Source organism: Vibrio sp. QJM3NY_15, assembly GCF_057785995.1.
In genome coordinates, this window is record NZ_CM173517.1 from 510,707 (window position 1) to 525,957 (window position 15,251).

The window sequence follows — 15,251 nt, forward strand, 5'->3', positions numbered from 1 at the left end:
AGAAAAAAGGCTAGCATCGAGTGCTAGCCAAATATAAAAGTTAGGAAGGGTGTTGCTTTTTCCCTAGGCTAACATCAACGACATTAGCCCGAGAAATATTATGCGGAAAGCATGAGTGAATCAGCTTTCGCTTCTAAGTTTGAATTACCCATTAAGAAGTCATCAATGGCAATTGCACATTCACGACCTTCATTAATACAACGTACAACCAGAGACTGACCAGTACGCATATCACCAGCAGCGAAAACGCCTTTCTGGTTCGTCGCATAACCTTCAGAGGCCACGTTGCCGCGCTCGTCCAGTTTAATGTCTAGCTGGGCCAGTACACCTGTTGGTTCTGGGTGTAAGAAGCCCATTGCTAGAAATGCCATATCACAAGGGATAACACGTTCAGAGTTTGCTACTTCATCAAAACCTGGACGTTCACCTGGTTTCGCATCTTGCCAAACGATGTCAGCAATGCGAAGTCCGGTTACATTACCGTTATCGTCAGAGATGAACTCTTTAGTGAGGATGTTCCAATGACGTTCACAACCTTCTTCGTGAGAAGTGGTGGTCTTCATGATCATTGGGTATTGAGGCCAAGGCATATTAGCAGGGCGCTTCTCTGGTGGGATCGGCATGATCTCAACCTGAGTAATGCTTGCTGCTTTATGACGGTTTGATGTACCCACACAGTCAGAACCCGTATCACCACCACCGATAACCACAATGTGCTTATCTTTAGCGTGAAGCTCTTCTGTTTTTAGGTCTAAGTCGTTGGCTCGGCGGTTATTTTGACCAAGAAATTCCATGGCAAAGTGAACGCCTTTCAGCTCACGACCTGGGATTGGCAAGTCACGTGGAACCGTAGAACCACCCGTTAGCAATACCACATCAAACTCTTGGCGTAGCTGTTGAGCATTAACATCAACACCGATGTGTTGGTTCACTTTAAACTCAACACCAGCTTCAGCCATTAGGTTGATCTTACGATCAATCACATCCATACCCAGTTTGAAATCTGGGATACCGAAACGCAGTAGGCCACCCACTTTCTCATCACGTTCAAATACCGTCACAGAGTGACCGGCACTGTTTAGTTGCTCAGCAGCGGCTAGACCTGCAGGGCCTGAACCGATAACAGCAACGGTTTTACCCGTACGTGAACGAGGTATTTTAGGTTTTGCGTACCCTTCACGGTACGCAGTTTCTACAATTGTTTTCTCGATATTACAGATAGTGATTGGGTCTTGGTTGATACCAAGAACACAAGCGCTTTCACAAGGAGCAGGGCACACACGACCTGTAAATTCAGGGAAGTTATTGGTAGAGCTTAGAATGTTCCAAGCTTCTTCCCAGCTGTCACGGTAAACCGCATCATTGAATTCTGGGATGATGTTACCAATCGGACAACCGCTGTGACAAAAAGGTACGCCACAGTCCATACAACGAGAGGCTTGAGTATTGATCTTTTCACCAAACTCTTCGTTAAGTACGAACTCTTTGTTGTCTTCAATTCGAACTGACGGGTCGAGCTTCTTTGGAAGCTCACGACCGTGTTCTAAAAATCCAGTAGGCTTACCCATTATACTGCCTCCACTTCTTCCGTTTGTGCTTGTTGTGCTTCAGCTTTACGCTTTTGAAGAACCGCTTTGTAGTCACGTGGCATTACTTTAATCAGTGATGCAACACTTACTTCAAAGTTGTCTAGGAAAGACTGAGCAACTTCACTTCCTGTGAATTCAACATGCTTAGTTAGCATATCTAGTAGAAGATCTTTATCTTCTTGTTCAATTGGATCTAGGTCGACAAGCTCTGCGTTGAGCTTGGTTTCGAAGTCGCCTGCTTTATCCCAAACATAAGCGACACCGCCACTCATACCTGCAGCAAAGTTACGGCCTGTTGAACCAAGGATAATTGCCGCGCCACCTGTCATGTATTCACAACCGTGGTCACCAACACCCTCAACAACAACCTTCGCACCAGAGTTACGAACACAGAAACGTTCGCCAGCCATACCGCGAATGAAAGATTCACCTGAGGTTGCACCGTAGAAACATACGTTACCGACCACGATATTATCTTCCGCGACGATAGTAGATTTCGCATCTGGGTACAGTACCAAAGTACCGCCAGACAGACCTTTACCCCAGTAATCGTTCGCGTCGCCCTCTACTTCGAACTTAACGCCTTTCGCAAGGAACGCACCGAACGATTGGCCCGCACTACCGTGGAACTTAACGTTCATTGGCTGTGGTAAACCTTGGTCTTTGTAAACCTTCGAGATTTCGTTCGACAGCATCGTGCCTGCTGAACGGTCCGTGTTGATGATAGGGAACTGAGCGGTAACCGCTTCACCTTTCTCAAGCGCTGGGATTGCAGCCTGAATCAACTTACGGTCTAGAACGTCTTCAAGATTATGATTTTGTGTTGTCTGGTTGTAGATACCATCTTCTGCACGAGCCTGCTCAATGTGCAGTACCGGTGTTAGATCTAGGTTCTTGTACTTCCAGTGACCGATGTCATCACGAACTTTAAGTTTGTGCGATTGACCAACCATCTCATCAATAGAGCGGAAGCCAAGTTCAGCCATTACTTCACGTAGACCTTCAGCCATGTATTGGAAGAACGTTACTACGTCTTCTACGCGGCCGTCGAAACGCTCACGAAGAGTTTTGTTTTGTGTTGCGATACCAACAGGACATGTATTCTTGTGACACTTACGCATCATGATACAGCCTTCAACAACTAGAGCAGCTGTTGCTACACCCCATTCTTCAGCGCCAAGTAACGTTGCGACTGCAAGGTCACGTGGTGTTTTCATCTGACCATCAGACTGAACAACGATACGGTTACGTAGGCCGTTTTTCAGTAGTGTTTGGTGCGTTTCCGCTAGACCCAGTTCCCAAGGCAGACCTGTGTGACGGATAGAAGACATCGGAGATGCACCCGTACCACCATCAAAACCTGCGATAAGTACTACGTCAGCTTTCGCTTTTGCTACACCTGATGCAATCGTACCTACGCCAGCTTCTGATACTAGCTTCACGTTGACACGGCCGTTACGGTTCGCGTTTTTCAGATCGTAGATCAGCTGAGCCAAATCTTCGATTGAGTAGATATCGTGGTGTGGCGGTGGAGAGATAAGACCTACGCCCGGAGTCGAGTGACGTGTTGCACCGATCCAATCATCAACCTTATCACCAGGTAGTTGACCACCTTCGCCAGGTTTCGCACCTTGAGCCATCTTGATTTGCAGCTCATCAGCGTTAGATAGGTAGTAAGACGTTACACCAAAGCGACCAGAAGCCACCTGTTTGATTGCTGAACGTTCCCAGTCACCGTTTTCTTTGCGTTCGAAACGTGCTGGATCTTCACCACCTTCACCTGAGTTTGATTTCGCGCCAATGCGGTTCATTGCAACAGCCAGTGTTGAGTGAGCCTCATGTGAGATTGAACCAAAGCTCATTGCACCTGTTGCGAAACGCTTAAGGATTTTTTCAATAGGTTCTACTTCTGCTAGAGGAATAGAGCCTGCTGGGTTCTTGATGAAATCAAGTTGGCTACGTAATGTTGCTGCGTTGTCGCCTTGAGCATCAACGGCGTTCGCGTACTTTTTGAATTGACCGTAATCTTTGTTACGCGTCGATTCTTGAAGTAGAGAAATCGTTTCTGGGTTGAATAAGTGTTTCTCACCACGTTGTTTCCACTGGTAAACACCACCAACATCAAGGATTTGAGCTGGGATTTCACGAGCAGGGTAACCAACACGGTGACGTACTAGGACTTCGCGTGCGATATCATCGATCGTTAGACCTTGAATACGAGAAACCGTACCTGTGAAGTATTTTTCAACCACTGATTTGCTGATACCAAGAGCTTCAAAAATTTGAGCGCCGTGGTAAGACTGCAGGGTAGAGATACCCATCTTCGAGAAGATCTTCAGTAGACCGCCGTTAACACCTTTACGGTAGTTATCGAATAACTCACGTGGATGAACGTTTGGATCTAGCTTCTTAGTACGTTGCAGTTCAACAATCGTTTCGATAACTAGGTATGGGTTAACTGCGTTTGCACCGTAACCGATTAAGGTTGCGAAGTGGTGCGTTTCACGCGCGTCACCCGTTTCAACCACGATGTCACACTTAGCACGTAAACCTTTACGGATTAGGTGGTGGTGAACAGCGCCAACCGCCAGCATTGCTGGGATAGCTGCGTGGTTTGAGTTAACCGCACGGTCAGTCAGTAGAATGATAGAGTAACCATCAATAACCGCATCTTCCGCATATTGGCAGATACGTTTAAGTGCGCGCTCTAACTTACCTTGGTCGCCATTTGCTTGGAATACGATATCCAGCGTCTTCGATTGAAGGTGCTCGTTATCGATTGCACGCAGTTTCTCTAACTCTGAGTTAGAAAGAACAGGAGACTCAAGTTCTACTTTTTGACAGTGTTCAGGTGTTTCAGCAAGTAAGTTCTGATCTTTACCTAGGTAAGTGTTCAGAGACATAACCATACGCTCACGAATCGGGTCGATCGGCGGGTTAGTTACTTGTGCAAACAACTGCTTAAAGTAGTTTGAAAGGTGCTGCGATTGATGAGAAAGAATCGCTAGCGGCCAGTCAGCACCCATTGCAGAAAGTGGCTCGTAGCCTGTTTTTGCAAGAGGGAGAATGATTTCATTTACTTCTTCAGAGCTCACACCAAACGATTGTTGTTTGTGTAGCAGTTTCTCTGGAGAAGGTTGGTTAAATTCGTTGCTCGCATCCGGTAGCTTTTTCAAGCTCAGAAGATTCTCTTCAACCCATTTTTCGTAGGGTTGTGATTTAGCGATGCCGTCTTTCACTTCTTCATCAGAAATGATGCGGCCTTGCTCAAGGTCAGCAACGAAGATACGACCAGGTTGTAGACGACCACGGTATTCAACGTTTTCCGGTGCGATTTCAACTACGCCAGATTCAGACGCCATTACTAGGAAGTCGTCTTTTGTCACTGTGTAGCGAGAAGGGCGCAGACCGTTACGGTCAAGCGTTGCACCAACTTGAACACCATCGGTGAAACATACTGATGCCGGGCCATCCCATGGTTCCATTACGTTCGCGTGGTACTGGTAGAACGCACGACGAGTTGGATCCATGTTTTTGTTTTCTTGCCATGCTTCCGGGATCATCATCATCAATGCGTGTGGCAGAGTACGACCTGAAAGAACAAGTAGCTCAAGCGCCATATCGAAGTTTGATGAATCCGAGCTACCTTCCTGACAGATAGGCAGTAGCATGTCGATTTCAGCTTGTGTGAACAGATCCGATTCAAGGATCGCTTCACGTGCTTTCATCCAGTTTAGATTGCCGCGAACCGTGTTGATTTCGCCATTATGCGCAATGTAACGGAAAGGCTGAGCTAGACGCCAACGTGGGAATGTATTGGTAGAAAAGCGAGAGTGTACAAGTGCTAGAGCTGTCACCATGGTTGGGTTTTGCAGATCTAGGAAGTACTGAGGAACTTGTTCTGTTGTTAGCTGACCTTTGTACACCAATGTCTTGTAAGACATAGAGTTGATGTAGAAGTCATCACCAATATTTGACACGCTTTCTAGGCATACACGAACCGTGTAGTTACGCAGAACATACAGTTTGCGTTCAAGCTCTTCTGGTGTAGTACCAGGGCCGCCAGAGATAAAGACGTGTTCAAATTGAGGTTCAGTACTCAGTGGGTCAGCACCAATCATTGAATTATCAGTTGGAAGTTCACGGTAGCCGATAACTTCTAACTCAAGGCGTTGTGCATTGCGCTCTAAAATATCGCGGCACTGTGCACGTTTGTGTTCATCTTTAGGGAAAAGTACAACACCAACACCATATTTTTCAAAAGATGGCAGTTTAATTCCAAGCTTCACGGCTTCTTCTAATAAGAATTCGTGCGGCTTCTGTAGCAGGATACCTGCACCATCACCAGAACACGGATCGCAGCCTTGGCCGCCACGGTGTTCCATACGTGCAAGCATATCGAGTGCTTGAGTTACTACATCATGAGATTTGCGATTCTTTAGATGCGCAACAAAACCGATACCACAAGCGTCATGCTCCAGTTCAGGAGTATACAGACCCTGTGAGTTCTGCTCTTGATCTACCATAGATACATCCTTCCAGTTAAATCTAGGCGCAACTTATTTGTATAAAGTTAGCCTTGTCCTTTTATATTTATGGGTCTAAACCTGCCTATGCTGGCGGTTTGAATCCTTTCCGTATCTCGCAGGAAAAGTATTGCGAGAAAAACAATCCTTAGTGATATCCGTTTATTTTTAGCCACAAACTAGTGGTTTATATAGGTGGGATATGGATATCACCGACTTATTAACAAGTTTTCGTTGTAAGTAAATACACAAAAATAGCCAATATGTGTAAGTATCCTACAATTTTGTCTAGGCGAATTGCAATGAAAGTTGCCCCATGTAGACCATTTTTTTCGTTTTATTTTGAATTTAATGTCTAACAAATGTGCAACATTAGGCAAATAGAGCCGATTTTTTGCATGTTTATTGATATTTGATAGGTTGCTCGCAAAAGGCCTTGAGTAAACTAATTGGTTGAATTTTGCAGGGATGTAATTTTTTTTCAGAAATAGACTGATATTCATTCTTATTTACTTGAGCACTTTCAAAATATGCAATTACACGAGTTGGTTAATACTATCGGCCAAGACCTTCAGCGCCGTTATGGCGAAAAGGTTCATAAACTGACACTGCACGGCGGCTTTAGCTGCCCAAACCGCGACGGAACAATCGGCCGTGGTGGGTGTACTTTCTGTAATGTCGCTTCATTTGCCGACGAACAAACTCAAATTCAAAGTATTGCTGATCAGTTAAAAGATCGTGCGGGTGAAATTGCCCGAGCTAAGAAGTACCTTGCCTATTTTCAGGCTTACACCAGTACTTATGCTGAAGTGCAAGTGCTCAAGAATATGTATGAAGAAGCGCTTAGAGCACCGGGTGCTGACATTGTTGGTTTGTGTGTCGGAACAAGACCTGATTGTGTTCCTGATTCTGTGTTAGAACTGCTGGCGGGTTATGTGGAGCAAGGCTATGAAATATGGCTTGAGCTAGGCTTACAAACCGCAAACGACAAAACATTGAAGCGGATTAATCGTGGTCATGATTTTGCGGTGTATCAAACGATCACCCAGCGTGCACGTGCTTTAGGAATAAAGGTGTGTACCCACCTTATTGTTGGCCTGCCGAAGGAAACTAAAGCCGATAATCTTGAAACTTTAAACAAAGTACTCGCCGTTGGCACCGATGGTATCAAATTACATGGACTGCATATTGTAGAGGGCAGCACCATGGCCAAGGCGTGGAAAGCTGGCAAGCTCGAGGCACCAACCTTGGAGGAGTACATTGATATCGCTAGTGCAATTATCCAACGTACGCCTGCTCATGTGGTCTATCACCGAGTTTCTTCTGCCGCACGACGTCCTACACTGCTCTCTCCTTTGTGGTGTGAAAACCGATGGCTAGCGATGACAGAAATTGGCCGCTCGTTAGACAAGACGGGCGCTCAAGGCATTGAAACGGGCGCTGTGTTTGAATACACATTGCCTGTATTAAACAGCGGGAATTGATAGATTTGAGCAGAAAGTAGGTAACAGCAGATAATCCCCATAATTAGTGGTAACATTTCCCTCACAGAATTAATGGTAAAGATTGAGAGTAAATGGAACTGGTTATGACTTGGTTGTGGGACAGGGCGTATGGCTACGGTATTTATATCGTGATCATTCTGCTCATTGGTCTCATCTGCTGGCACCTTTATTCTCGTTATCAGTTACATATAGAAAAACTTCTGCTTGCTACGCCATCGCCACTCTACTTTGTCGACATCCGAAGTGGCGAAATTTTATATGCCAATCGTCAAGCGATGCAGTTGCTCGGCATTCGTCAAATTGGTATCAATTTTCGTTTCCCCACCATCGAGAGTGAGAATAGCTTTCGTCATTATCTGACCAATCATCGTAACTCCCGAGCGTTTGAACAGCTTTCACTTTGGGCGCTTTCAGAGTTCGAATTTTTCAAAGTGAATTTAGTTGGTCGTCGGATCGTTTTTAGAAGTAAAAGCGCGTGGATGATCCATGCATCCCCTTATAAAAATACCGACGAAGAATACTCCCAAGAAGTGCGAGAGTTAAATGTCTCGCGTACTGCCTTAGACTCTTTATCTGAGTTGATCTACGTGAAAGATCCAAAGGGTGAATTGGTCGCGAGTAACCGATCTTTTAAGAAGTTTTGGCATGGCCGCCCAGAAGAAGGCACCTTGAGTGTTTCTGGTGGCGCGTTGAAAGGGCGTGTGAGTGAACGATCTTGGACTACGGATCAAGATGGCAAAAGTTGCCTGCTCGAAACATATCAAAGTGTTTTACTGTCTCAAGATGGTGAAACCATAGGAACGCTCTCTATCAGTCATGACGTGACCGACTGGCATGACATGCAGCAAAAACTGCGTGGTGAGATGGAAAGGCGTAAAGATACCGAAGTGGCTCTTGCTCAGCGTGACACCATCTTACAAAACATCTTAGAAGCGAGCCCTGACTCCATTGGTATCTTCAATGAAAACATGGTGTATCAAGCGTGTAATAAGCCATTTGTGGCAGCGCTGGGTATCTCTGAAGTGTCGGATTTAGTGGGTAAGCGTTTACAAGATGTGGTGCCTAACAGTATGTACTTGCGTCTTTCAGATACGGATCAGCAAGTGCTTCATCAAGGTAAATCGCTGCGTTACATTGATAAGGTGGTTTCCAGTGATGGCGAGTTCACTTGGTATGACGTGGTTAAATCACCGTTTAGGGATCCGGCTTCGAGTACCAATGGTGTGTTGATCATGGCGCGTGACATCACCGAGCGTTATTTAGCGGAGCAGAAGCTTGAAGAAGCGAACCTTGAACTTGAACGTTTGAGCTTCATGGATAGTCTTACTCAAGTCTCTAACCGACGTCGTTTTGATGAACAGTTATCGACACTGTGGCATTACCATGTGCGAGAGAAGTTACCACTGACCATCATGTTGTGTGATATCGACTTCTTTAAAGGCTATAACGACTTTTATGGTCACCAACAAGGTGATGATGCACTCGTTCAGGTTTCTCAGGCATTTAAGCAAGTGCTGAATCGTTCATCTGATTGTGTGGCGCGCTACGGCGGTGAAGAGTTCGGCTTTATTCTGCCTAATACGACGACTGACGGCGCATTGCTGGTGGCAAAACGCATTCATGACGAAGTACAAAAGCTCGGTATTGAACATCAAGACTCGGCAGTATCTGAACTCGTGACGGTAAGTATCGGCATCATCTCTTATATACCGACACCGAATGATGAAATGGAGTCGGCGGTTGCATTGGCTGACAGCGCGCTCTATCAAGCGAAATCTGATGGCCGGAATCAATCAAGCGTACATCCATCTTCAATTGGTTAAGACTATAAATTACTTCATTTCATTGACCGTGCTGTTTTTGCTTGGTCGGCATATTATTAATTAACCATGATATTGCTTTGAATCTCTTGCTGCGTGTGATGCAGCTAGCTTACCTCCCATCTTCAAACAGGGTAGAATGTTGCTAGTCTTATCGCATGGAGCGCTAAATGAAACCCATGAAAAATCTTGCTCAGTATTACGTCGATCTGCTCGTAAAACTGGGGATTGTCCGCTTTTCTATCTTACTCGCCTTAGCGCTTGTTGCCCTCGCTGTTGTTGTGCAAGTGGGTATCACCCTGGCACTCAAAGGTAATGTCGATGATATCGACATTGTCCGTTCCGTTTTCTTTGGTCTGGTGATTACCCCTTGGGCGGTTTATTTCCTTTCTGTGGTTGTTGATCAACTTGAAGAATCCCGTCAAAGGTTGGCTAAGTTAGTCTCTAAACTTGGCGACATGCGTGAACGTGACCAAGAACTCAACAACAAGCTCCAGCTTAATATTGAAAAGCTGAATCAAGAAATTGAAGAACGTGAAAAAGCAGAAGAAGCACGTGCGGAAGCGATGCACGACCTTGAGAACGAGGTGTTTCAACGTGAACGTACTCAGCTCGAACTGGCTGAACGCACCGCACTGCTGCGCTCATTTATCGATGCTTCTCCCGACCTGATTTACTATCGTAATGAAGATGGTGTTTTCTCAGGTTGTAACCGCGCGGTTGAAGAGCTGACAGGGAAAACTGAGAAAGACTTAGTGGGTTTGACTCCTTGGGATGTCTATAGCAAAGAGATCGCTCAACAGGTTATTGAAACCGATAAGAAAGTGTTTGCCGACAATCAAGCTCTGACCTACGACCAATGGCTGGAATATCCTGATGGTCGTAAGAGCTATTTCGAGCTACGTAAAGTGCCTTTCTACAGTAAAGATGGTCGTCATCTGGGCTTAGTGGGTTTTGGTCGCGATATTACGGAACGTAAAGAGCATCAAGAATCACTAGAGAAAGCCAGTCGCGATAAGACTACCTTTATCTCAACCATCAGTCATGAACTGAGAACGCCACTCAATGGCATCATCGGCTTGAGCCGTATGTTGTTGGATAGTCAGTTGACCATTGAGCAGCGTAAACACATGCAAACCATTAAGGTGAGTGCGGTGACGCTGGGTAATATCTTTAACGATATTATCGATATGGATAAGTTTGATCGCCGTAAACTAGAGTTGCTTCCAACTCCGATTAACTTCGAAGATTTCGTTGCCGAGATGGAGAGTATTTCCGCTCTGATGGCAGAACAGAAAGGCTTACGCTTCGATCTTGAAAGGTTATCGGACTTGCCAACCTCAGTTAAAGTTGATGGCACACGCCTAAGACAAGTGCTGTGGAACTTGGTCAGCAATGCCATGAAGTTCACCAAAGATGGTGGCGTGGTGATGACGGTCAGTGCAGATATCGACGGTGACTTTGCCGACATTACCATGGAAGTCGAAGATACGGGAATCGGCATACCTGAAAGCGAAGTCGATAAAATTTTCGCGATGTACTATCAGGTGAAGTCTGGTTCTGACAATCTGCATGCGGTAGGCACAGGCATTGGCCTTGCGGTATCGAAGCAGTTGATCAACATGATGGACGGCGACATTGACGTTACCAGTGAAGAGGGCTTCGGCAGTACCTTTACGGTTTCTATTCGTGTGCCGGTGAATCACGATACTCAGGCTCTGATTAAGACACCAAGAAAGCAGTCGAACCTTAAGATCTTCATGGTCGAAGATATTGAACTTAACATTACGGTTGCTCGCTCTCTGCTGGAAAGCTTAGGCCATGAAGTTACGGTGGTGATGACAGGGCAAGAGGCACAGATTGTTTTCCATCCAGAAGACTATGATTTGGTGTTGTTGGATATCCAACTGCCAGATATGACAGGTTTCGATATTGCTCAATACTATCGAGAGAAATACAGCAAGTTGCCGCCTTTAGTCGCCTTAACAGCCAATGTTTTAAACAATAAACAAGAATATCTACAAAAAGGAATGGATGAAGCGATTAGTAAGCCACTGTCGGTGAAAGCCATCCAAGACGTGATATCTAAATTTATTGAGAACACTCCTGAAGTGATAGAAAAAGCAGAGGTTATTAAACAGGTTGTTTCTTCGATTGATACCACTTTGCTTGATACTGATATGTTAGAGTCTTATGTTGACATTGTTGGGCCGAAACCGGTTTTGGATAGCATCGTGATGTTTGAAGATATGATGCCGGAGTATATGGAAATATTGAACTCCAACATGGTCGCAAAAGATCAAGCGAGCATCGTTTCTGAAGCGCACAAGATCAAAGGTGCCGCAGGTTCAATTGGCTTGAAGCGTATTCAGCAAGTTGCTCAGAAAGCTCAATCACCAGATATGCCTGCTTGGTGGGAGAATATTTCAGATTGGGTCGATGAAATTAATAACGAATACCAGAATGACATTGAAGTCTTAAAGAGTTGGTTAAATCAAAGGTAGAAGAATAATGAAAAAATTAGCATTCGCCGCATGCGTTGTGGCATTAGCGGGTTGTTCTGCACCACAAGTTGAATGGCAGCAAGACAATCAAGTAGAAGTATCTGCAGCGACAGTCACAATGAAAAGCAACCTTTGGCTGAACAAGATGCCGACGATTGGAGAGACTCAAGATAAGACTCTGCATGGTGCTATTTACTTAGAATCAACCTCAGAACTGCCGGCAACGCTTGCGGTTGAGAGTGTTACGGTCAAGCAGGGTGCAGATACTCTGTTGGTGACAGCCGATGATCTTGATTTAAGAACGCACAGTGAAACTCAGTGGGAAGTCGCTTTTGTATGGCAGCTAGAGATCGACAGCGAACAGCCTGTTGATGTTGCAGTAGAGCTTAAAGATGGCGAAACCGTGAAGTGGTTGGTAGAGAAAGACGTGAAGGTTGATACTGTCTACTAATTGACTTGCCTAATGGTTCACGTTGAATGAATAACAAAAAAGGGAGAATGCGTTGGCATTCTCCCTTTTTAATAACGATTGATTCAGCTTCTGATGTTAGCAGTGCTAACTGGTTAGCAGCACTAAACGGGCATAAGCGTAATCGAATTAGTCTTCTAGGTCACCACAGAAGCGGTAGCCTTCACCGTGAATCGTAGCGATGATTTCTGGCGTACCAGAAACAGATTCAAAGTGCTTACGAATACGACGGATTGTTACGTCTACAGTACGATCGTGTGGCTTAAGCTCACGGCCAGTCATCTTCTTAAGAAGGTCAGCACGTGTTTGGATCTTACCTGGGTTCTCACAGAAGTGAAGTAGAGCACGGAACTCTGAACGAGGTAGCTTGTAGCCTTCGCCATCTGGGCTAACCAGAGAACGACTGTTGATGTCTAGTACCCAACCGTTGAACTCGTACTTCTCAACGCTACGTTTTTCTTCTTGAACAGAGCTTGTGCTCATTGAACGGTTAAGAAGGTTACGTGCACGAATAGTCAGTTCACGAGGGTTGAAAGGCTTAGTGATGTAGTCATCAGCGCCGATTTCTAGGCCAAGGATCTTATCAACTTCATTATCACGACCAGTTAAGAACATAAGCGCTACATTTGCTTGCTCACGTAGTTCACGCGCAAGTAGTAGGCCATTCTTACCTGGAAGGTTGATGTCCATAATTACAAGGTTAACTTGGTTGTCAGATAGCACTTGGTGCATCTCTTCACCGTCGCTAGCCTCAAAAACAGCATATCCCTCTGCTTCAAAAATACTCTTTAGAGTGTTACGAGTTACTTGCTCATCTTCAACGATAAGAATCTGCGGGGTTTGCATTTGGCGGTACCTAAATTTGTGACGAAACTGTGCTAATAGAATAAATTCTAGGCAAAAACATAACATACAGGTAATGTAATTTTGATGATAACTTAAAGTTTTCAAAAAAACACTTACTTCCAGCTATCTGCCTTCCTTGAAGTATTGCCCAATAACGTAGATCCAGTACGCCTTTCAATCATTCTGTTAGTGATTGCAATGGATTCTATAATGTTAACAGCATGCTAACAACGCGAGAATGTTAATTCCATTCACTTTGTTGATTTACATCAATTGCCGTATCGCAACAAACTTTAATAGTATGGCTACAACTTAACCAATGTTATGGTGATTATTTAGCAGCAAAACTAGAATGATTATTCGAGGTAGTTATCACATCTCGCCTGCTAAAGACCAGATTATGAACCAAGGAAGCTGAAAGCTGTCCTTAGAGTCTAGTAGATAAATATGCGCAATCAACTCTAATTCAATATTAAATTGCGCATAGAACAATGAAAACAAAGGATTAATTCTAACAACATATAAAAGCATAGAGGCACACCCGCATTAGCCGGCAACGCCTTTCTCACGGAGGATATATGCACGATATAACACCTGATTTGTGTGACGAGTTTGAAAGCAAAGTCACCTTACTGAACATGCCATTACAGAACTTCGGCCAACGTGGTGCGTTCTGGGGAAAAATTGTAACAGTTCGTTGTTATCACGATAATTCCAAGGTTCGTGAGGTTTTAGAGACCGATGGCTGCGGCAAAGTACTCGTTGTAGACGGTAATGGCTCGTGTCAAAAAGCGTTACTTGGCGACCAATTGGCGATTCTAGCCATAGAGAATGGTTGGGAAGGTGTCATTGTGAATGGTGCGGTTCGAGATGTGGCGATGATGGCGCAGATGGATCTTGGTATTCAAGCTCTAGGAGCATCTCCATTTAAAACCGAGAAGCACGGTGTTGGGCAAGTTAATGTCACGCTCACGGTACATAATCAACTGATTCAACCGGGCGATTATATTTATGCTGACTGGAACGGTGTCTTAATCTCAACGGAATTGTTGATTGAATCTTAACGGGCTTATCAATCAATAAGTGAGATAGATTAGAAACGAAAGCCCAGTCCCACTTCAACACCGCGTTGCCACTCTTCATAATCAAGGGTGGCATGCATATCTAAATTGTCTGTTAGCTGGACACGGCTCGATACTTCGGCGGCCACTGACTTGTCGTTATCTTCTGTCTCGTCTTTATAGGTATGCAGAGAGCTGTTGAAAGAGATGCGTTCAGAGAATTGATAGCTCACTCCACTCAAGAAACCACTTTCGTATTTGAGAGAGTCACTGTTAATACGGGCTCCCACATAAAGGTCAACATCAGCAAATAGACTGTAGGAATAGCCGCTGTCTACTTTCCACGTATCGAAGCTTTCGCTAGAAGCGTTTTGGGTTGAGATAAAGAACTTATGAGAGGAGCTGTCTATCTGGCTTGGTAGCAGAGGTAAACCGCTTAATATAGGTAAGTCATCCGCAGAACAAACAACAGGCACAGCAAAGACTAAAAGAATAAGTAATCTCTTCACTTCCCACTCCTGATGTCATTATTATTGTTCTTCGAACGTTATCGTTCAATTAAAGCACAGAATTTGTACGTTCGCTGCACAATCGATATAGCATTTTGTTATGACTATATATGCAACTGCTTACCTTTGTTTGTTTGATGAGTTAATCCAGTCTCTGAATGGCAGGTTGATGCAGGGTGTTTTATCCCTTAAATGACGGTTTGCTCTGAAAAACGGTGTGAATGTAAAAAAAACGCAACTTTTCATTGACGTCTAGTGGTAAAAATTGATACACGTAGAGTAAAGCACAAGCAGAGAATTTGATATGCAGCACGTAAGCCACCTAGTAATGACCACCACCATTATTATTACCGACATTCACATTGTTGGGGCAGGCTGCTAAGTAACGGATTTTAAAAAAAAGGCCTGTATCCAACAAGATA

10 protein-coding genes and 1 other annotated feature (1 of these 11 cut by a window edge) are annotated in these 15,251 nt (G+C 44.7%); of the genes, 5 read left to right on the forward strand and 5 right to left on the reverse strand.

Features of this window, described 5'->3' with window-relative positions; all coding sequences use genetic code 11:
- Positions 1-98: 98 nt before the first annotated feature.
- On the reverse strand, positions 99-1,568 hold the full coding sequence (locus tag AC3CKG_RS02260) for a glutamate synthase subunit beta (RefSeq protein WP_017106804.1): 1,470 nt from the start codon (positions 1,566-1,568) through the stop codon (positions 99-101).
- On the reverse strand, positions 1,568-6,115 hold the full coding sequence (gene gltB, locus AC3CKG_RS02265) for a glutamate synthase large subunit (protein WP_017109264.1): 4,548 nt from the start codon (positions 6,113-6,115) through the stop codon (positions 1,568-1,570). The genes AC3CKG_RS02260 and gltB overlap by 1 nt, the downstream gene beginning before the upstream one ends.
- 530 nt (positions 6,116-6,645) lie before the next feature.
- On the opposite strand from gltB, the gene mnmL reads away from it, so the two are divergent.
- The 4 genes from mnmL to AC3CKG_RS02285 all read left to right on the forward strand — a co-directional run bounded on the left by mnmL (position 6,646) and on the right by AC3CKG_RS02285 (position 12,395).
- Positions 6,646-7,599: a tRNA modification radical SAM protein MnmL/YtqA gene (gene mnmL / locus AC3CKG_RS02270; protein ID WP_488528759.1), complete on the forward strand. Its 954-nt coding sequence runs from the start codon at positions 6,646-6,648 to the stop codon at positions 7,597-7,599.
- 92 nt (positions 7,600-7,691) lie between these two features.
- Positions 7,692-9,443 carry a diguanylate cyclase domain-containing protein gene (locus tag AC3CKG_RS02275; protein ID WP_017106801.1) on the forward strand — a complete coding sequence of 584 codons (1,752 nt, stop codon included), beginning with the start codon at positions 7,692-7,694 and terminating at the stop codon, positions 9,441-9,443.
- Positions 9,444-9,610: 167 nt separating this feature from the next.
- Complete coding sequence (gene arcB / locus AC3CKG_RS02280; RefSeq protein ID WP_488528760.1) at positions 9,611-11,944, forward strand: aerobic respiration two-component sensor histidine kinase ArcB; 2,334 nt, start codon at positions 9,611-9,613, stop codon at positions 11,942-11,944.
- A 7-nt stretch (positions 11,945-11,951) separates the two neighbouring features.
- The gene (locus AC3CKG_RS02285; RefSeq protein ID WP_017106799.1) at positions 11,952-12,395 is read left to right on the forward strand and encodes a hypothetical protein; all 444 of its coding nucleotides are present in this window, start codon (positions 11,952-11,954) and stop codon (positions 12,393-12,395) included.
- 147 nt (positions 12,396-12,542) lie between these two features.
- On the opposite strand, the gene arcA is transcribed toward AC3CKG_RS02285, so the two are convergent.
- Together arcA and AC3CKG_RS02295 are read right to left on the reverse strand one after the other, a co-directional pair.
- Entirely contained in the window at positions 12,543-13,259 is a 717-nt protein-coding gene (gene arcA / locus AC3CKG_RS02290) for a two-component system response regulator ArcA (RefSeq protein WP_004741534.1), read from the reverse strand.
- Between the two features lie 372 nt (positions 13,260-13,631).
- Complete coding sequence (locus tag AC3CKG_RS02295) at positions 13,632-13,790, reverse strand: ribonuclease activity regulator protein RraA (protein ID WP_076670715.1); 159 nt, start codon at positions 13,788-13,790, stop codon at positions 13,632-13,634.
- 47 nt (positions 13,791-13,837) lie between these two features.
- Here AC3CKG_RS02295 and AC3CKG_RS02300 point away from each other — a divergent pair, with 47 nt between their 5' ends.
- On the forward strand, positions 13,838-14,323 hold the full coding sequence (locus tag AC3CKG_RS02300; RefSeq protein ID WP_017084784.1) for a putative 4-hydroxy-4-methyl-2-oxoglutarate aldolase: 486 nt from the start codon (positions 13,838-13,840) through the stop codon (positions 14,321-14,323).
- A 29-nt stretch (positions 14,324-14,352) separates the two neighbouring features.
- On the opposite strand, the gene AC3CKG_RS02305 is transcribed toward AC3CKG_RS02300, so the two are convergent.
- Positions 14,353-14,829, reverse strand: coding sequence for a ribonuclease regulator (locus AC3CKG_RS02305; protein WP_076670719.1), 477 nt, complete (start codon positions 14,827-14,829; stop codon positions 14,353-14,355).
- A 317-nt stretch (positions 14,830-15,146) separates the two neighbouring features.
- Positions 15,147-15,251, forward strand: a sequence feature (Thr leader region) (it continues 14 nt past the right edge of the window).